A 17,010-nucleotide genomic window follows, 5' to 3' on the forward strand; every position below is an offset into this window, starting at 1 on the left:
CCGCAGAACCGGGAGTCACCGGATGTCCTCAGGACCCTCGACGTCGGGAGTGGGCCGGGTCATCGCCGGCCGCTATCTGCTGCTGCACCGGCTCGGCAGCGGTGGGATGGGGCATGTGTGGCTGGCGCACGACCAGAGACTGGCCTGTGAGGTGGCGCTGAAGGAGATCGTGTTCCGGGACCCGGCGGAGGCGTACCACGAGCGGGAGGCGCGGGTCGCGCGGGCCCGGGCGGAGGCCCGGCACGCGGCCGGGCTGCGCGGGCATCCGCATGTGGTGACCGTGCACGACGTGCTGGAGCACGAGGGGCTGCCCTGGATCGTCATGGAGTACGTGGCGGGCGCCGTGGACCTGCGGGAGCTGGTCGCGCGGCGTGGCCCGCTCGCCCCGGCGGAGTGCGCCCGGATCGGCCTCGCGGTGCTGGACGCGCTGACCGCCGGGCACCGGCGGGGCGTCCTGCACCGGGACGTGAAGCCGGCGAACATCCTGCTGGCACCGGACCGCGCGGGGGCGCCGTACGGGCGGGTCCTGCTCACCGACTACGGGATCTCGGTGCGGCCGGACGCCGGGGAGCCGCGCTACACGCTGGCGTCCGCGCTGGTGGGCACGGCCGGCTACCTGGCGCCGGAGCGGGCCACCGGAGGGCCGCCCACCGAGGCCGCCGATCTGTTCTCACTGGGCTGCACGCTGTACTACGGCGTGGAGGGGCGCGGCCCGTTCGAGCGGGAGTCGCAGCTTGCGGAGCTGACCGCCGTGGTCGCCGAGGAGCCGCGCCCGCCGGTGCGCTCGGGCGCCCTGGAGCCCGTCGTACGGGCGTTGCTGGTGAAGGATCCGGCGCGGCGAATGGGGGCGGCGGAGGCAGAGGCGGCGCTGGCGGGGATCGTCGTACCGCAGCCGCGGGACCACGGCCGCACGCGGACGGAGCCCGGGTCGCAGCCGCCGTGGGGCGGGGTGCCGGACGGGCCGGGGTTCGGGCACGCCCCGATGCCGGACGGGCCGGGGTTCGGGCACGCCCCGGTCCCGGACCGGCCGCGCCGGGCGCTCCCCCGGGCGGTGCGGGCGGCGCTCGCGGGCGGGCTCGGGCTGGCGCTGGCGCTGGGCGGGGTCTGGTACGCGACCGCCGACCGGTCCACGGCCGGCGGTGGGACGGCGGACGCGTTGCCGTACGGGGCGGACGTGGGGCTCGCCCGGCCACTGCGGGACGGGGACTGTGTGCTCGCCGAGTGGCCGGGCGCGCGGTTCGCGGGTATGCCCCGGCTGGCGCTGGACCCGAGCTGCGGGGACGCGGCGCCGGACGGGCAGGTGATGGGGTTCGTGCCGGCCGGCTCGGCCGGCGAGGCGCGGGAGCGGGGGCCGGCGCGGTGCGAGGAGCTGACGCGGGAGCTGCGGGAGCGGCTGGCGGAGGTGCGCAGCGTGGCGGTCGTACCGACCGACGAGGGGTTCGAGGCGGCCGGGCGGCGCACCGCGTGTCTGCTGCTGGGGGCGCGCGGGCCGGTGTACGGGCCGCTGGGCGGGCATCGTGCGCCGGGCATGGTGTTCACGCACACGGCGGCCATGCAGAAGCGGGACTGTCTGGACGTGCGCTCTCCGCGGGAGGTGCGGCTGGTCTCGTGCGGCGGCAGGTACGACGAGCAGGTGCTGGGGTTCACCCGGCTGGCGGAGGGCATCACGCCGGCGCAGGCCCGGACCCGGTCGGACGCGGCGTGTGCCCGGGACGTGCCGCCGGGCGACTACGGATTCGACCCCTCCGTGTACGAGTCGGGGTCCTGGACCGGCCAAGGGGCCCGGAAATCGGGCACACATTTGGTCGTCTGCACCGTACGGAAGCAGAACGGGGGCACCATGGAGGGGGACGAACCATGAGGAGGGTGTCGCGATGCCCGGTTCTACGGACGGCTCGACGAAGACCATGGGGGTGCTCACCCTCGGTGGGCTCGTCGTGGTGACGGCCTACACGGTGGCGCTCGGCAGCAACGGCTGGCTGTGGTTCGGCTGGGTCGTGCTGGGTCTGATCACCCTCGGCATGGTGGCCACCCGCAGCACCTGACACCCGTACTCGCCGCCACTCACTCCTCGGCGAGGCGGCCCGCCGAGTGCACGCCCGGCTGGTACTTGGGCAGCCGGGCGGTGACTTTCATGCCCGCGCCCACGGCGGTCTCGATGACGAGGCCGTGGTCGTCGCCGTAGACCTGGCGGAGCCGGTCGTCGACGTTGGACAGCCCGATGCCGCCGGACGGGCTGACCTCGCCCGCGAGGATGCGGCGCAGCAGGCCGGGGTCCATTCCGGCGCCGTCGTCCTCGATGACGACCACGGCCTCGGCGCCCGCGTCCTGCGCGGTGATGCTGATGCGGCAGGTGCCGGCCTTGCCCTCCAGGCCGTGTTTGACGGCGTTCTCCACCAGCGGCTGGAGGCACAGGTAGGGCAGGGTGACCGGCAGCACCTCGGGGGCGATCTGCAGGGTGACCGAGAGGCGGTCGCCGAAGCGGGCCCGGACGAGCGCCAAGTAGTGGTCGATGGCGTGGAGTTCGTCGGCGAGGGTGGTGAAGTCGCCGTGCCGGCGGAACGAGTAGCGGGTGAAGTCGGCGAACTCCAGGAGCAGTTCGCGGGCGCGCTCGGGGTCGGTGCGGACGAACGAGGCGATGACCGCGAGCGAGTTGAAGATGAAGTGCGGGGAGATCTGGGCGCGCAGGGCCTTGATCTCGGCCTCGATGAGGCGGGTGCGGGAGCGGTCGAGGTCGGCGAGTTCGAGCTGGACGGAGACCCAGCGGGCGACCTCGGCGGCGGCGCGCACGAGGACGGCGGACTCGCGGGGCGCGCAGGCGACGAGGGCGCCGTGGACGCGGTCGTCGACGGTGAGGGGGGCGACGACGGCCCAGCGCAGGGAGCAGTCGGGGACGTCGCAGGTGAGCGGGAACGCCTCGCCGCGGCCGGTCTCCAGCGGGCCGGCGAGCCGTGCCATGACCTCGGTGCGGTGGTGGGCGCCGACGCCGTCCCAGGCGAGGACGCGGCCGTCGTCGGTGAGGCAGAGGGCGTCCGTGCCGAGCAGGGTGCGCAGCCGGCGGGCCGACTTGCGGGCGGTCTCCTCGGTGAGTCCGGCGCGCAGCGGGGGCGCGGCGAGGGAGGCGGTGTGCAGGGTCTGGAAGGTGGCGTGTTCGACGGGGGTGCCGAGGCCGCCGAGGTGCTGGGTGCGGGCGGTGCGCCGGCCGAGCCAGAAACCGGCGGCGAGGAGGGGCAGGACGGCCACGCACAGCCCGGCGAGGAAGCCGGTCATGTCTTGACCTCCGTGCGCAGCTGTTCCGGTAGGTGGAAGCGGGCCAGGACGGCCGCGGTCCCCTCGGGGACGCGGGCCGGGGTGGCGAGCGACACCAGGATCATGGTGAGGAAGCCGAGCGGCACCGACCACAGCGCGGGCCAGGCGAGCAGGGCGTGCAGCGGGCCGTCGGCGAAGCCCGCCATGGTGGCGGCGACGGCGGCGAACGCGGAGCCGCCGCCGACGAGCATCCCGGCGGCGGCGCCGGGCGGGGTGAGCCGCCGCCACCAGATGCCGAGGACGAGCAGCGGGCAGAAGGAGGACGCCGAGACGGCGAAGGCGAGCCCGACCGCGTCGGCGACGGGCAGCCCGCCGACGAGCACGCTCGCCGCGAGGGGTGCGGCCATGGCGAGCAGGGTGCCGAGCCGGAAGTGGCGGACGCCGCGGGAGGGCAGCACGTCCTGGGTGAGCACCCCGGCGACGGCCATGGCGAGTCCGGAGGCGGTGGACAGGAACGCGGCGAAGGCGCCGCCGGCGAGCAGCGCGCCGAGGAGGTCGCCGCCGACTCCGCCGATCATCCGGCCGGGCAGCAGGAGGACGGCGGCGTCGGCGTCGCCGGTGAGGGTGAGCTCGGGGGCGTAGAGGCGGCCGAGGGCGCCGTAGAGCGGGGGCAGCAGGTAGAAGGCGCCGATCAGGGCGAGGACGGCGACCGTGGTGCGGCGGGCGGCGACGCCGTGTGGGCTGGTGTAGAAGCGGACGACGACGTGCGGCAGGCCCATGGTGCCGAGGAAGGTGGCGAGGATCAGTCCGTACGTGGCGTAGAGGGGGCGTTCCTCGCCGCCCGCGGTGAGGGAGGTGGACATGGCGCCGTTGCCGCCGCGGTCGGCGGCGGGGACGGGTGTGCCGGGGGCGAAGGTGAGGTGGGTGCCCTGGTCGATGCGGTGGGTGCCGGCGGGCAGGCGGAGTTCGGTGCCGTCGTGGGCGCGGCCGTCGACGGTGCCGTCGACGGTGACGGTCAGGGGGCGTTCCAGGCGCAGGTCGAGGGTGGCGTCGACGCGGACGGAGCGCTGTTCGCGGAAGGCGGGCGGTTCGTCGAAGGCGCGGCGGGGGGCGCCGTCGGCCTGCCAGGCGAGGACGAGGAAGAAGGCGGGGACGAGCAGGGCGGTGAGTTTCAGCCAGTACTGGAAGGCCTGGACGAAGGTGATGCTGCGCATGCCGCCCGCGGCGACGATGGCCACGACGACGACGGCGACGATGATCCCGCCGAGCCAGTCGGGCGCCCCGGTGAGCACGGTCAGGGTGAGTCCGGCGCCCTGGAGCTGGGGCAGCAGGTAGAGCCAGCCGACGCCGACGACGAAGGCGCTCGCGAGGCGCCGTACCGCCTGGGAGGCGAGCCGGGCCTCGGCGAAGTCGGGCAGGGTGTAGGCGCCGGAGCGGCGCAGCGGGGCGGCGACGAAGAGCAGCAGGACGAGGTAGCCGGCGGTGTAGCCGACGGGGTACCAGAGCATGTCCGGGCCCTGGACGAGGACGAGGCCGGCGATGCCGAGGAAGGAGGCGGCGGAGAGGTACTCGCCGCTGATGGCGGCGGCGTTCAGGCGGGGGCCGACGGTGCGGGAGGCGACGTAGAAGTCGGAGGTGGTGCGGGAGATGCGCAGGCCGAAGGCGCCGACGAGGACGGTGGCGAGGACGACGAGGGCGACGGCGGGGACGGCGTAGTTCGAGTTCATCGCGGAAGGGTTCAGCGGTCCTCGACCAGGCGGACGAAGTCGCGTTCGTTGCGTTCGGCGCGGCGGACGTACCAGTGGGCGAGCAGGACGAGCGGGGCGTAGAGGCAGAAGCCGAGGACCAGCCACTGGAGGCGGCCGGCGTCCGGGGCCGCCGCGAAGAGCAGCGGGAGCGGGCCGATCAGCAGGACGAGGACGGCGCACACGGTGAGGGCGGCGCGCAGCTGGGTGCGCATGAGGGAGCGGACGTAGGTGTGGCCGAGGGTGGTCTGTTCGTCGATCTCGGTGCGGGGACGGTAGGCGTGGGGGTGCCGCCCGCGTGAGCGGAGCCGGGCGTGCGGGTGGGTGCGGCGGGGCGGGGCGGTGACGACGACCCGGCGGTCGGCGGCGCTGTTCGGCACGGGTCAGGTCCTCCTCATCAGCAGATCCCGCAGCTCGCGGGCGTGGCGGCGGCTGACCTGGAGTTCCTCGGAGCCGACCAGGACGCTGACCGTGCCGGCGTCGAGGCGGAGTTCGCCGATGTGGCGCAGGGCGACGAGGTGGCGGCGGTGGATGCGGACGAAGCCACGGGAGCGCCAGCGCTCCTCCAGGGTGGACAGCGGGATGCGGACCAGGTGGCTGCCGCCCTGGCCGGTGTGGAGGCGGGCGTAGTCGCCCTGGGCCTCGACGTGGGTGATGTCGTCGACGGCCACGAAGCGGGTCACCCCGCCGAGCTCGACGGGTATGTGGTCGGGGTCGGGTTCGTGGACGGGGATGCGGGGGGTGGCGGTGCCGCGCAGTTCGGCGGCGCGGCGCACGGCTTCGGCGAGGCGTTCCTTGCGGACGGGTTTGAGGACGTAGTCGATCGCCTTGAGGTCGAAGGCCTGGACGGCGAAGTCCTCGTGGGCGGTGACGAAGACGACCAGCGGGGGCCGGGCGAAGCCGGTGAGCAGGCGGGCGAGGTCGAGGCCGTCGAGGCCGGGCATCTGGATGTCGAGGAAGACGACGTCGATCGCCTCGGGCCCGTCGGGTCCCGACTCCAGGGCGCGGTTGATGCGGCGCAGTGCCTCGGTGGCGTCACCGGCGCCCTCGGCGCTGCCGACGCGCGGGTCGGCGTGCAGGAGGTAGAGCAGTTCCTCCAGCGAGGGGCGTTCGTCGTCGACAGCCAGGGCGCGCAGCATGAACCCGGAGTGTAGGAGCAATTCGTACGTCTGCACACGGGCTGTCGCGGGACCGTTGTCAGGACGTTCCCGCTGGATACAGTGCGGCCATGAACAGCAGGCCGGCACCGTTCGACGACCTCGACCGGAAGATCGTCACCGCGCTGATGGCGAACGCGCGGACCAGTTTCGCCGAGATCGGGGCGGTGATCGGGCTGTCCGCGACGGCGGTGAAGCGCCGGGTGGACCGGTTGCGGGAGACGGGGGTGATCACGGGGTTCACGGCGACGGTGAAGCCGTCGGCGCTGGGGTGGCGTACGGAGGCGTATGTCGAGGTGTACTGCGAGGGCGCGGCGCCGCCGCGGCGGCTGGCGGAGGTGGTGCGCAACCATCCGGAGATCACGGCGGCGATGACGGTGACGGGCGGCGCGGACGCGCTGCTGCATGTGCGGGCGCGGGACGTGGAGCACTTCGAGGAGGTGCTGGAGCGGATCCGTGCGGAGCCGTTCATCCGGAAGACGATCAGTGTGATGGTGCTGTCCCATCTGCTCCCTGAGAGTCCTGAGGCGGGTGCGAATCAGCCCGCTCCGGACGACGGAGGGTGACCGAGGTAAACGCAGGAGACGTGCGTCTTCCCTGATCACAACGCAGCGATCCTGCGTGAGCGCGCAGCTTTCGTTTCTTGTCGGTCGTCCGCTCGCTTTCTACCGTTGTGTCAACCCCCAGTAGACACCGCAGGAAGCGGAGGAACCCCTCTGTGTCCGAAAGCCGTGCGCCGCGCCGGCGGCGCTTTCTCGTCTGCGAACCCAGACACTTCGCCGTGCAGTACGCGATCAATCCCTGGATGCACCCCGACGTCCGGGTCGATGTCGATCTCGCGCAGGAGCAGTGGCAGAAGCTGATCGCGGCCTACCGCGCGCACGGGCATACGGTCGAGGCCGTGGAGCCGGTGGCGGGCCTGCCGGACATGGTCTTCGCCGCGAACTCGGCGTTCGTCGTCGGCGGCCGGGTCTTCGGCTCCCTCTTCCACGCCCCCGAGCGCCGTCCGGAGTCCGTGCACTACGAGACCTGGTTCAAGGCGGCGGGCTACGACGTGTACCGGCCGGAGTCGGTGTGCGAGGGCGAGGGCGACCTGGTGTGGACGGGCCGGTACGTGCTGGCCGGCACCGGGTTCCGTACGACGCGGGAGGCGCACCGCGAGGCGCAGGAGTTCTTCGGGCACCCGGTGATCAGCCTGACGCTGGTCGACCCGTACTTCTACCACCTGGACACGGCGCTGTTCGTGCTGGACGACTCCGCCGACGGCAACAACATCGCGTACTACCCGGAGGCGTTCTCCCCGGGCAGCCGTGAGGTGCTGCGGCGGCTGTATCCGGACGCGGTGCTCGTCGGCCGCGACGACGCGATGGCGTTCGGCCTGAATTCGGTGTCCGACGGCCGCCATGTCTTCATCGCGCCCAGGGCCGAGGCGCTTGCCGCCCGCCTGGACGACCACGGTTACATCCCCGTCCCCGTCGACCTGTCGGAGTTCCACAAGGCCGGCGGCGGCATCAAGTGCTGCACTCAGGAGATCCGTTCATGACCGCACCCGCCCGCACCGCCCGTGACTCCGCCGAGCTGATCGCCGCGGAGCGGCCCGTGCTCGCGCACAACTACCATCCGCTGCCCGTGGTGGTGGCCCGCGCCGAGGGCTCCTGGGTGGAGGACGTCGAGGGCCGCCGCTACCTGGACATGCTGGCCGGTTACTCGGCCCTGAACTTCGGCCACCGCCACCCGGCGCTGATCGAGGCCGCGCACCGCCAGCTGGACCGCCTCACCCTCACCTCCCGCGCCTTCCACAACGACCGGCTCGCCGAGTTCGCCGAGCGCCTGTCCGCGCTCACGGGGCTGGACATGGTGCTGCCGATGAACACCGGCGCGGAGGCGGTGGAGAGCGGCATCAAGGTGGCCCGCAAGTGGGCGTACGACGTCAAGGGCGTACCCGCCGACCGGGCGACGATCGTGGTCGCGGCGGAGAACTTCCACGGCCGTACGACGACGATCGTCAGCTTCTCCACGGACGAGGTGGCGCGGACCGGCTTCGGCCCGTTCACGCCCGGCTTCCGGATCGTGCCGTACAACGACCTGGCGGCGCTGGAGGCGGCGGTCGACGAGACGACGGCGGCGGTGCTGATCGAGCCGATCCAGGGCGAGGCGGGTGTGATCATCCCCGACGAGGGCTACCTGGCCGGGGTCCGGGAGCTGACGCGCCGGGCGGGCTGTCTGTTCGTCGCGGACGAGATCCAGTCCGGCCTGGGCCGCACCGGCCGCACCCTCGCCGTCGAGCACGAGGACGTCGTCCCGGACGTGGTGCTGCTCGGCAAGGCGCTGGGCGGCGGCATCGTGCCGGTGTCCGCGGTGGTCGCCCGCCGGGAGGTCCTGGAGGTGCTGCATCCGGGCGAGCACGGCTCCACCTTCGGCGGCAACCCGCTCGCCGCCGCCGTCGGCACGGCCGTGGTCGAGCTGCTGGAGACCGGCGAGTTCCAGCGGCGCGCCGCCGAGCTGGGCGTGGTCCTGCGGGGCGGCCTGACCGATCTGGTCGGCAAGGGCGTGGTCGGCTTCCGCGCGCGCGGTCTGTGGGCGGGCGTCGACATCGACCCGGCCATCGGCACCGGCCGCGAGATCAGCGAGCGTCTGATGGGCGAGGGCATCCTCGTGAAGGACACGCACGGCTCGACGATCCGGCTGGCGCCGCCGCTGACCGTCACGGGTGAGGAACTGCGCTCGGCCATCGGGGCGTTGGAGAAGGTGCTGGCACAGGGCTGAGCCCGGGGCCTTCCCCTGGATCGCCGAGTCTTCAACGATGATGGGGAACCCCTGACAGGAGGTGCGTTCCCCTTGTTCTACCACCTGCTCAAGCACGTACTGCTGGGACCGCTGCTGAGAGTGGTGTTCCGGCCGAGGATCGAAGGTCTGGAGCATGTCCCGGCGTCGGGTGCGGCGATCGTCGCCGGGAACCATCTGTCGTTCTCGGACCACTTCCTGATGCCGGCGGTGCTGAAGCGGCGGATCACCTTCCTGGCGAAGGCGGAGTACTTCACCGGGCCCGGGCTGAAGGGACGGCTGACCGCCGCGTTCTTCCGCAGCGCGGGGCAGATCCCGGTGGACCGCTCCGGGAAGGACGCGGGGCAGGCGGCGATCCGGGAAGGGCTCGGGGTGCTGGGCAGGGGCGAGCTGCTCGGGATCTACCCGGAGGGGACGCGGTCGCACGACGGGCGGCTGTACAAGGGGAAGGTCGGGGTCGCGGTGATGGCGCTGAAGGCCGGGGTGCCGGTCGTGCCGTGCGCGATGATCGGCACCTTCGAGGCGCAGCCGCCCGGCCGGAAGCTGCCCCGAGTCCACCCGGTGGTGATCCGCTTCGGCGAGCCGCTGGACTTCTCGCGGTACGCCGGGATGGAGAACGAGAAGGCGATCCTGCGGGCCGTCACCGACGAGATCATGTACGCGATCCTGTCGCTGTCCGGGCAGGAGTACGTCGACCGGTACGCGGCCGACGTGAAGGCGGAGGAGGCAGCCGCCGCGAAGGAGCGCAGGCCGCGGCGGCTGCCGCCGCGCTGAGTACGCGGGAGGGGCGGCCGGTGGTGACACCGGCCGCCCCTCGCGTCGTATCGCCGGTACGGCTTACGGCTTCGGCGTGGTGTGCGGCTCGCAGGTCACGTCCCGGGCGTCCAGCTCGCCGGTGAGCAGGTAGGCGTCCACCCGGTTGTTGACGCAGGAGTTGACCAGCCCGGTCACACCGTGGGAGCCGGCGTCCTTCTCGGTGATCAGGCGGGAGCCCTTGAAGCGCTGGTGCAGTTCGAGGGCGCCGCCGTACGGGGTGGCCGCGTCGCGCTCGGCCTGGACGATGAGCACCGGCGGCAGGCCCTTGCCGGTCTTCACGTCGACCGGGGTGTGCTGCTTGACCGGCCAGGTGGCGCAGGGCAGGTTCATCCAGGCGTTGGACCAGGTCAGGAACGGGTGGTCACGGTGCAGCCGGGTGTTGTCCCGGTCCCAGCGCTCCCAGCTCGTCGGCCACTTGGCGTCGGCGCACTCGACGGCGGTGTAGACGGCGTTGCCGTTCTCGGAGGCGGCGTTGCCCGCGGTGTCGGACAGGTCCGGGGCGGCGGCGTCGACCAGGGCCTGGGTGTCACCGGCGACGTACTTGCTGAAGACGGTGGCCACCGGCACCCACGCGGAGTCGTAGTACGGGGCGCTCTGGAAGAAGCCGATCAGCTCGGCCGGACCGACGACCCCGCCGATGGGCTCCTTCTTGGCGGCGGCGCGCAGCTCGAGCCACTTGGCCTGGACCTCGGCGCGGGTGGTGCCGAGGTGGAAGGTGGCGTCGTTCTTCGCGACCCAGTCCTGCCAGTCCTGCCAGCGCATCTCGAAGGCGACGTCCTGGTCCAGGTTGGCCTGGTACCAGATCTTCTCGCGGGACGGGTTGACCACGCTGTCGACGACCATGCGGCGGACGTGGCCGGGGAAGAGGGTGCCGTAGACGGCGCCGAGGTAGGTGCCGTAGGAGACGCCGAGGAAGTTGAGCTTCTTCTCGCCGAGCGCGGCGCGGATGACGTCGAGGTCGCGGGCGGTGTTCGGGGTGGTCATGTGCGGCAGCATCTCGCCGCTGCGCTCGTAGCAGCCCTCGGCGTACTCGCGGGCCAGCTTGCGCTGGGCGAGCTTGTCGGCCTCGGAGTCGGGCACCGGGTCCATCTTGGGCGCCTTGACGAACTCCTGCGGGTCGACGCAGGAGATGGGCGTGGACTTGCCGACACCACGCGGGTCGAAGCCCACGAAGTCGTAGGCCTTGGCGACGTTCTGCCACACCGGGGCCTTGGTGGTGACGCGGCGCGGGAAGCGCAGGCCGGAGCCGCCGGGGCCGCCCGGGTTGTAGACGAGGGCACCCTGCCGCTCGGACTTCGTGCCGGTGTTGCCGACGCGGTCGACGGCGAGCTTGATCTGCTTGCCGTACGGCTTCGCGTAGTCGAGCGGCACGGTGACCCAGCCGCACTGGATCGGCTTCTCCAGCCCCCAGCCGGCGGGGCAGTCCTGCCAGTCGATGCCCTTGTGCGCGGCGCGGGCCGCGGCGATCGCGACGCCCCGGGCCTCCCGGTCTCCACCGTGGCGGGACTCGGTGGCGGTCGTGGCGCCCGCGTCCGCGCTCGCCGTCGGTGCCGCGACCGCCCCGGCTATCAGGGTCGCCGCGACGAGCACCCCGGCCGAACCGAGCGTCGCCGTCCGCCTCTTTGGTCTGTTGTCCCTCAAGTGGGGCCTCCCCCTGCGTCGTTCGCTGGACAAGGGGAGATCCTGGCCTCTGCGGGACCGCCGGGAACAGGGGTGACCCGTCTTCTTTGCCAATCCGATAACCGGATAAGCCGACACCGCTGAGCGGGCGAACGCGGTGCGTACCGCTACCCGAGGTCCGCGCGGGCCGCGTCCAGCAGCCGGCGCAGCCGCAGGGCGTCCGGGGCGACGGCGGTGACCAGGGCGGCGGGACCGGCGAGGGGCATCAGGGCGGCACCCTCCCCCAGGAGCCGCGCCGGCACCGGCCGCGCCGCGAACTCGGGTCGTACGACCACCAGTTGCCCCACCGCGCGGTGCCCGCCGAGCCCGGCCGGGCCGTCCCACCCACCGGGCGCGCCGGTGCCGCACGCCAGCTCCTGGTCGAGCACGGTGCGCCCGGCGACCCGCAGGGTCAGACGGCTGGTCAGCCGCCCCGGCTCCTCCCCCACCCGGCCGAGCACCTGCTCCTCGCGCAGCACCAGCCGCCCCGCCGCCCCCAGCTCGGCACGGGTCCGCACGGTCAGGTCGCTGCCCGCGGCGCAGATCAACTGCTCCGGCAGCCAGTGCAGTTCCCCGCCGTCGGCGACGCTGAGCCGTACGTCGTAGTGGGCCCCGCCCCTGGCCTGGCCCGGCAGCGCGATGGTGGCGGCGGCCGAGCCGATGTGCAGCCGTGCCCCTTCGGCCACCTCCGTCTCCACCGTGAAGTGGTCGCCGCCGAGCGGCCCGCTCATCGCGCCGACGAGCATGACCCGGGCCTCGCCGCCACTCCCCCGGGTCCGCCGCGGCGCGAGCGGCCCCTCGCCTTCGAGCACGGGCAGCGCCGTACCGCCGCGCCCGTCGTCGGTGGCGCGGATCCGTGCCGTGGCCCGCACCCCGGCGGTGGCGGTGCTCATGCGGTCCACGCGGCGAGCCGCTCCCGCACCCAGCCGGCGACGTCCGCGACACCGGTCTCGCCGCGCAGCGACTGGAAGACGACCGGCAGATCACCGCGCTGCGCCTTGGCGTCCGCCGCCATCCGGGCGAGGTCGGAGCCGACGTACGGCGCGAGGTCGGTCTTGTTGACCACCAGCAGGTCCGCGGTGCTGACCCCGGGCCCGCCCTTGCGGGGGATGTCGTCGCCGCCCGCCACGTCGATCACGAAGATCTGCGCGTCCACGAGCCCCTTGGAGAAGGTCGCCGTGAGATTGTCCCCACCCGACTCCACGAGGATCAGATCCAGCGGCCCGACCTCGTCCTCCAGGTCCTCCACCGCCTCCAGGTTGGCGGAGATGTCGTCCCGGATCGCGGTGTGCGGGCAGGCGCCGGTCTCCACCGCGGTGATCCGCTCCGGCGGCAGCACGGCCTCCCGGAGCAGGAACTCGGCGTCCTCCCGCGTATAGATGTCGTTCGTGACGACGGCCAGCGACAACTCCTCACGCAGCGCCCGGCACAGGGCGGCGACGGTGGCGGTCTTCCCGGACCCGACGGGCCCGCCGAGTCCGATACGCAGGGCCCGCCGGGTGCCGTCGGGCCGCCGCGCGTCGGCGCTCACGGCGGCGGGGCCCGGGTGGTGGGAGTGATCGAGATGCATGAGAAGCAGCTCCTTTTCGTGAGGATATGGGGCCTTGGGGCAAAACCAGCCCGTCCGGCGTTTGAGGACGAGGCCGTTCAGGCCGACAGGGGGGTCTGGGCGGCAACGCCCCCCAGGGTCGGGAACGGGAAGGGGCGGCGGGGGCGAAACCCCCTAGGACGCGAACAGCCGCACGGCCCACCCCGCATGCGCCTCGGCCCCCATCTCCAGCAACACCCCGGACGCCGCGGGCAACGCGTCGACCCCCTCCACGACAACCGCCCGCGCCGCCCCGACCGCCCGCTCCACGACGAGATCCAGCTCCGGCGCCAGCCGCGCCAGCACCCCCGTCCCGTCGAACGGATCGAGACTCAGCAACCGCACGGCCGCACTCACGGGCCCGCTCACACTCTCGTACGCCGCGCAGTACGCCGCGTCGACCGCCCCCAGCCCCGCCGCCCGCGCCACGACCCCGAGCACGACGGGCTGGTGCGCGCCCTTGGGAAACGACCGCGCGAGAGCGTCGAGTTCAGCCGACGGCCACGTCGCCCGCGCCGCCCGCATCAACTGACGCCCCAGCCTGCGCGCGACCAGGCGCAACGCCGGCGACGGCGTCCGCGCGTCCGCGGCGGCGTCCAGCTCCAGCGGGTCGTACCCAAGTGCGGCAGCGCCCGCCAGCCCGGCCGACACCAGCCCCGCCGTGTGCAACCGCCCCCGGCAGAACTCCTCCAGGCTCGCCGCTCCCGTGATCCGCCCGGCCTTGACGGCGGCCTCCGCCCCGCCGGAGTGGGCGTGCCCACCGGCGGGGAAGCGGCCGTCGGCCAGGACGAGCAGTGCCGCGCGCCCCATCAGAAGAGGAAGTAACGCTGGGCCATGGGCAGTTCAGCGGCCGGAGTGGCCTCGACCAGCTCCCCGTCGATGTACACGGCGAAGCTGTCGGGGTCGATCCGTACGTCGGGCCGCGCGTCGTTCTCGAGCATGTCCGCCTTGGTCACCGCGCGCGTCGACCGGATCGCGGTGAACCGCTTGCCGAGCCCGAGCCGCTCCGGCAGCCCGTCCTCGACGGCGAGCGGGGCGACGAAGTTGACCGAGTTGGCGGCGGGCGCCCGCCCGATCGCGCCGTACATCGGACGCGGCAGGATGGGCTGCGGGGTGGGGATGGAGGCGTTGGCGTCGCCCATCTGCGCGTACGCGATCTGCCCGCCCTTGAGGACGAGGAGCGGCTTCACCCCGAAGAAGGCCGGTTCCCACAGCACCAGGTCGGCGAGCTTGCCGCTCTCCACGGACCCGATCTCGTGGGCAAGGCCCTGGGCGAGCGCCGGGTTGATCGTGTACTTGGCGACATAGCGACGCACCCGGCGGTTGTCCGCGCGCCCGTCGCCGGGCAGGGCTCCGCGCCGCCGCTTCATCACGTGCGCGGTCTGCCAGGTGCGCAGGATCACCTCGCCGATCCGGCCCATGGCCTGGGAGTCGGAGGAGATGATCGAGATCGCGCCGAGGTCGTGCAGGATGTCCTCCGCCCCGATCGTGGACGGCCGGATCCGGGACTCGGCGAACGCCAGGTCCTCGGGGACCGCCGGGTTGAGGTGGTGGCACACCATCAGCATGTCGAGGTGTTCCTCGGTGGTGTTGACGGTGAAGGGCCGCGTCGGATTGGTCGAACTCGGCAGCACGTTCGCCTGGGAGACCACGGTCATGATGTCCGGCGCGTGGCCGCCGCCCGCGCCCTCGGTGTGGTACGAGTGAATGCCGCGCCCGGCGATCGCCGCGAGGGTGTCGCCCACGAACCCGGCCTCGTTGAGGGTGTCCGTGTGGATGGCGACCTGGATGCCGGTCCGGTCGGCGACGGTCAGCGCGGCGTCGATGACGGCCGGGGTGGAGCCCCAGTCCTCGTGCAGTTTCAGCCCGAGGGCGCCGCCGCGGATCTGGGAGAGCATCGCCTCGTGGGAGACGGTGTTGCCCTTGCCGAGGAAGCCGATGTTGAGCGGGTACTGCTCCATCGCCTCGAACATCCGGGCGAGATGCCAGGGTCCGGGGGTGACGGTGGTGGCCTTGGAGCCCTCGGCGGGTCCGGTGCCGCCGCCGACCAGCGTGGTCACGCCGGAGGCCAGCGCCTCGTCGGCGATCTGCGGGCAGATGAAGTGGACGTGCGCGTCGATGGCGCCGGCGGTGACGATCCGTCCGTTGCCCGCGATGACCTCGGTCTCCGGGCCGATGACCAGCTCGGGGTGGACCCCGTCCATGGTGTCGGGGTTGCCCGCCTTGCCGATGCCGGTGATCCGGCCGTCGCGGATGCCGATGTCGGCCTTGACGACGCCCCAGTGGTCGACGATCACGGCACCGGTGATGACGGTGTCCGGGGTCCCCTCGGCCCGGGTGGCCCGGGACTGGCCCATGGACTCCCGGATGACCTTGCCACCGCCGAACACCGCCTCGTCACCGGAGCGTCCGGGGCCGCCCGAGCGGTCCTCCTCGATCTCGATCAGCAGATCCGTGTCGGCGAGCCGAATGCGGTCGCCGGTGGTCGGGCCGAACAGATCGGCGTACGCGGCACGCGAGATCTCAGGCATCGAGGGCACCTCCGGTCTCGCCGCGCAGCCCGGGCACGATCCGGGCGCCGGTGAGCGGGACGAGTTCGACGTCGACGGGGATCCCGGGCTCGAAGCGCACGGCGGTGCCGGCGGCGACGTTGAGCCGCTTGCCGCGCGCGGCGGCACGGTCGAACTCCAGGCCGGGGTTGGCCTCGGCGAAGTGGTAGTGGGAGCCGACCTGGACGGGCCGGTCGGCGGCGTTGAGGACGGTCAGCCGGGTGACCTCGCGGCCCTCGTTGTACACGACCGGGTCGTCGGCGAAGAGGACCTCTCCGGGAATCATCGAGGCCCCTTCAGACGATCGGGTGGTGGACGGTGACGAGCTTGGTGCCGTCCGGGAAGGTCGCCTCGACCTGGACGTCGTGGATCATCTCGGGCACGCCCTCCATGACGTCGTCCCGGGTGAGCAGCTTGCGCCCGGAGGCCATGAGTTCGGCGACGGTGCGGCCGTCCCGCGCGCCTTCGAGGATGTGCGAGGTGATGAGGGCGACCGCCTCGGGGTGGTTCAGCCGCAGTCCGCGGGCGCGCCGCTTCTCGGCGACGTCGGCCGCCACATGGATCAGCAGCCTTTCCTGTTCGTGCGGGGTCAGTTGCACGTCCCACCTCACATCCTCGCTCCGGGCCGTGCGGGGCCCGGTTGCCGCCGCCACCGCGACAGGGGATAGATGTAACACACAGACAGATGGCGCGATTGGCGCGATCGGGAAAGAAAAACCCCTGGTGGCGTGGATGGGCAGGCTAGTTCGCCGGAGTTTCAACGACGTTAACCGGGCCTTGGTCACCTCATGACCCGGAGCTGGTCTCCCCCATACTCATCAGCGCCCGCAGCCCGTTGCGCAGCACCTCCACGGGCACCGGCCCGAACAGCGACTGCTGGACGATGAATCCCTGCACGGTGGAGATCATGGTGCGGGCGACGTCGTCCGCGGGCACGTCGGCCCGCATCATCCCGCTCTCCTGATAGGCCTCGACGACCCGGGTCCAGGCGGCGCGCACCGCGGCGTAGCCCTCGTCGAGCACGGCCGCCAGCCGCTCGTTGCGCACGGTCTCCGTCCAGACCTGCACGACCAGCCGCGCGAAGGCCGGCTCGCCGTCGGCCGTGACGAAGGCGCGGGCGTCCAGGGTGCGGCCGAGGACCGAGGCGACCAGCTCGTCCGGGGGCGGCGGCGGGCTCTGCCGGGCGGCCTCCTCGAAGGCGGTGCGGACCTCCCCCATCACCTCGGCGACGATGGCGCCGATCAGCTCGTCCTTGCCGCTGAAGTACCGGTAGACGGCGCCCGCGGACAGGTCGACCTCCTTCAGCACGTCCTGCATCGACGTGGCGTGGAAGCCGTTGCGGGCGAAGCAGGCCGCGGCGCCGTCGAGGATCTGCCGGCGGCGGGCGTCGAGGTGTTCCTGGGATACACGGGCCATGGTCCACAACCTAAAACGAACGTTCATTCTTGACAAGACGCCGCCAC

At 72.9% G+C, this 17,010-nt stretch carries 18 protein-coding genes; 6 read left to right on the forward strand and 12 right to left on the reverse strand.

Annotated elements, in window-relative coordinates:
* Positions 1-22 precede the first annotated feature (22 nt).
* Together ACIG0D_RS30955 and ACIG0D_RS30960 are read left to right on the forward strand one after the other, a co-directional pair.
* Positions 23-1,861, forward strand: coding sequence for a protein kinase (locus ACIG0D_RS30955; RefSeq protein ID WP_399807444.1), 1,839 nt, complete (start codon positions 23-25; stop codon positions 1,859-1,861).
* A gap of 13 nt (positions 1,862-1,874) precedes the next feature.
* A complete protein-coding gene (locus tag ACIG0D_RS30960) occupies positions 1,875-2,045 on the forward strand; it encodes a hypothetical protein (protein ID WP_165996125.1) in 171 nt (56 codons plus the stop codon).
* Between the two features lie 19 nt (positions 2,046-2,064).
* Here ACIG0D_RS30960 and ACIG0D_RS30965 read toward each other — a convergent pair whose 3' ends face one another.
* From ACIG0D_RS30965 to ACIG0D_RS30980, 4 genes are read right to left on the reverse strand one after another with little or no spacing between them, the layout of a single operon-like run.
* Entirely contained in the window at positions 2,065-3,270 is a 1,206-nt protein-coding gene (locus ACIG0D_RS30965; protein WP_399807448.1) for a sensor histidine kinase, read from the reverse strand.
* Complete coding sequence (locus tag ACIG0D_RS30970; RefSeq protein ID WP_399807451.1) at positions 3,267-4,976, reverse strand: cation acetate symporter; 1,710 nt, start codon at positions 4,974-4,976, stop codon at positions 3,267-3,269. Before ACIG0D_RS30970 ends, ACIG0D_RS30965 begins: the two co-directional genes overlap by 4 nt.
* An 11-nt stretch (positions 4,977-4,987) precedes the next feature.
* A complete protein-coding gene (locus tag ACIG0D_RS30975) occupies positions 4,988-5,374 on the reverse strand; it encodes a hypothetical protein (RefSeq protein ID WP_399807454.1) in 387 nt (128 codons plus the stop codon).
* Positions 5,375-5,377: 3 nt separating this feature from the next.
* Positions 5,378-6,133 carry a LytTR family DNA-binding domain-containing protein gene (locus ACIG0D_RS30980; RefSeq protein ID WP_365767562.1) on the reverse strand — a complete coding sequence of 252 codons (756 nt, stop codon included), beginning with the start codon at positions 6,131-6,133 and terminating at the stop codon, positions 5,378-5,380.
* Positions 6,134-6,222: 89 nt separating this feature from the next.
* Between ACIG0D_RS30980 and ACIG0D_RS30985 the strand changes: the two genes are divergently transcribed.
* From ACIG0D_RS30985 to ACIG0D_RS31000, 4 genes are all read left to right on the forward strand, one after another.
* On the forward strand, positions 6,223-6,717 hold the full coding sequence (locus ACIG0D_RS30985) for an Lrp/AsnC family transcriptional regulator (protein WP_399807457.1): 495 nt from the start codon (positions 6,223-6,225) through the stop codon (positions 6,715-6,717).
* A 152-nt stretch (positions 6,718-6,869) separates the two neighbouring features.
* Positions 6,870-7,694 carry a dimethylargininase gene (ddaH, locus tag ACIG0D_RS30990; protein ID WP_399807460.1) on the forward strand — a complete coding sequence of 275 codons (825 nt, stop codon included), beginning with the start codon at positions 6,870-6,872 and terminating at the stop codon, positions 7,692-7,694.
* Positions 7,691-8,917 (forward strand): ornithine--oxo-acid transaminase, encoded by a 1,227-nt coding sequence (gene rocD, locus ACIG0D_RS30995; protein WP_399807463.1) that lies wholly within the window; start codon positions 7,691-7,693, stop codon positions 8,915-8,917. The genes ddaH and rocD overlap by 4 nt, the downstream gene beginning before the upstream one ends.
* Before the next feature lie 72 nt (positions 8,918-8,989).
* Positions 8,990-9,709 carry a lysophospholipid acyltransferase family protein gene (locus tag ACIG0D_RS31000; RefSeq protein ID WP_399807466.1) on the forward strand — a complete coding sequence of 240 codons (720 nt, stop codon included), beginning with the start codon at positions 8,990-8,992 and terminating at the stop codon, positions 9,707-9,709.
* Between the two features lie 63 nt (positions 9,710-9,772).
* On the opposite strand, the gene ACIG0D_RS31005 is transcribed toward ACIG0D_RS31000, so the two are convergent.
* From ACIG0D_RS31005 to ACIG0D_RS31040, 8 genes are all read right to left on the reverse strand, one after another.
* The gene (locus ACIG0D_RS31005; RefSeq protein WP_399807469.1) at positions 9,773-11,392 is read right to left on the reverse strand and encodes an alpha/beta hydrolase; all 1,620 of its coding nucleotides are present in this window, start codon (positions 11,390-11,392) and stop codon (positions 9,773-9,775) included.
* Between the two features lie 146 nt (positions 11,393-11,538).
* Positions 11,539-12,303, reverse strand: a complete 765-nt coding sequence (locus tag ACIG0D_RS31010; protein ID WP_399807473.1) for an urease accessory protein UreD — start codon at positions 12,301-12,303, stop codon at positions 11,539-11,541.
* A complete protein-coding gene (gene ureG, locus ACIG0D_RS31015; RefSeq protein ID WP_399807476.1) occupies positions 12,300-12,980 on the reverse strand; it encodes an urease accessory protein UreG in 681 nt (226 codons plus the stop codon). Before ureG ends, ACIG0D_RS31010 begins: the two co-directional genes overlap by 4 nt.
* A gap of 153 nt (positions 12,981-13,133) precedes the next feature.
* Complete coding sequence (locus ACIG0D_RS31020) at positions 13,134-13,808, reverse strand: urease accessory protein UreF (protein ID WP_399807479.1); 675 nt, start codon at positions 13,806-13,808, stop codon at positions 13,134-13,136.
* On the reverse strand, positions 13,808-15,529 hold the full coding sequence (locus ACIG0D_RS31025) for an urease subunit alpha (RefSeq protein WP_399807483.1): 1,722 nt from the start codon (positions 15,527-15,529) through the stop codon (positions 13,808-13,810). Before ACIG0D_RS31025 ends, ACIG0D_RS31020 begins: the two co-directional genes overlap by 1 nt.
* Positions 15,522-15,833, reverse strand: a complete 312-nt coding sequence (locus ACIG0D_RS31030; RefSeq protein WP_399807486.1) for an urease subunit beta — start codon at positions 15,831-15,833, stop codon at positions 15,522-15,524. Before ACIG0D_RS31030 ends, ACIG0D_RS31025 begins: the two co-directional genes overlap by 8 nt.
* Positions 15,834-15,843: 10 nt before the next feature.
* Complete coding sequence (locus ACIG0D_RS31035) at positions 15,844-16,146, reverse strand: urease subunit gamma (RefSeq protein WP_399807489.1); 303 nt, start codon at positions 16,144-16,146, stop codon at positions 15,844-15,846.
* 187 nt (positions 16,147-16,333) lie between these two features.
* Entirely contained in the window at positions 16,334-16,963 is a 630-nt protein-coding gene (locus ACIG0D_RS31040; protein WP_399807492.1) for a TetR/AcrR family transcriptional regulator, read from the reverse strand.
* Positions 16,964-17,010 lie beyond the last annotated feature (47 nt).

Origin of the sequence: Streptomyces sp. NPDC052773 (genome assembly GCF_044547145.1) — a bacterium.
In the GTDB taxonomy this organism is placed as follows: domain Bacteria; phylum Actinomycetota; class Actinomycetes; order Streptomycetales; family Streptomycetaceae; genus Streptomyces.

Excerpts from the sequence above, each read along its gene's own strand:
- ACIG0D_RS30955 (WP_399807444.1), top strand. The coding sequence starts at position 23 with ATGTCCTCAGGACCCTCGACGTCGGGAGTGGGCCGGGTCATCGCCGGC.
- ACIG0D_RS30960 (WP_165996125.1), top strand. The coding sequence starts at position 1,875 with ATGCCCGGTTCTACGGACGGCTCGACGAAGACCATGGGGGTGCTCACC.
- ACIG0D_RS30965 (WP_399807448.1), bottom strand. The coding sequence starts at position 3,270 with ATGACCGGCTTCCTCGCCGGGCTGTGCGTGGCCGTCCTGCCCCTCCTC.
- ACIG0D_RS30970 (WP_399807451.1), bottom strand. The coding sequence starts at position 4,976 with ATGAACTCGAACTACGCCGTCCCCGCCGTCGCCCTCGTCGTCCTCGCC.
- ACIG0D_RS30980 (WP_365767562.1), bottom strand. The coding sequence starts at position 6,133 with ATGCTGCGCGCCCTGGCTGTCGACGACGAACGCCCCTCGCTGGAGGAA.
- ACIG0D_RS30985 (WP_399807457.1), top strand. The coding sequence starts at position 6,223 with ATGAACAGCAGGCCGGCACCGTTCGACGACCTCGACCGGAAGATCGTC.
- rocD (WP_399807463.1), top strand. The coding sequence starts at position 7,691 with ATGACCGCACCCGCCCGCACCGCCCGTGACTCCGCCGAGCTGATCGCC.
- ACIG0D_RS31010 (WP_399807473.1), bottom strand. The coding sequence starts at position 12,303 with ATGAGCACCGCCACCGCCGGGGTGCGGGCCACGGCACGGATCCGCGCC.
- ureG (WP_399807476.1), bottom strand. The coding sequence starts at position 12,980 with ATGCATCTCGATCACTCCCACCACCCGGGCCCCGCCGCCGTGAGCGCC.
- ACIG0D_RS31020 (WP_399807479.1), bottom strand. The coding sequence starts at position 13,808 with ATGGGGCGCGCGGCACTGCTCGTCCTGGCCGACGGCCGCTTCCCCGCC.
- ACIG0D_RS31025 (WP_399807483.1), bottom strand. The coding sequence starts at position 15,529 with ATGCCTGAGATCTCGCGTGCCGCGTACGCCGATCTGTTCGGCCCGACC.
- ACIG0D_RS31030 (WP_399807486.1), bottom strand. The coding sequence starts at position 15,833 with ATGATTCCCGGAGAGGTCCTCTTCGCCGACGACCCGGTCGTGTACAAC.
- ACIG0D_RS31040 (WP_399807492.1), bottom strand. The coding sequence starts at position 16,963 with ATGGCCCGTGTATCCCAGGAACACCTCGACGCCCGCCGCCGGCAGATC.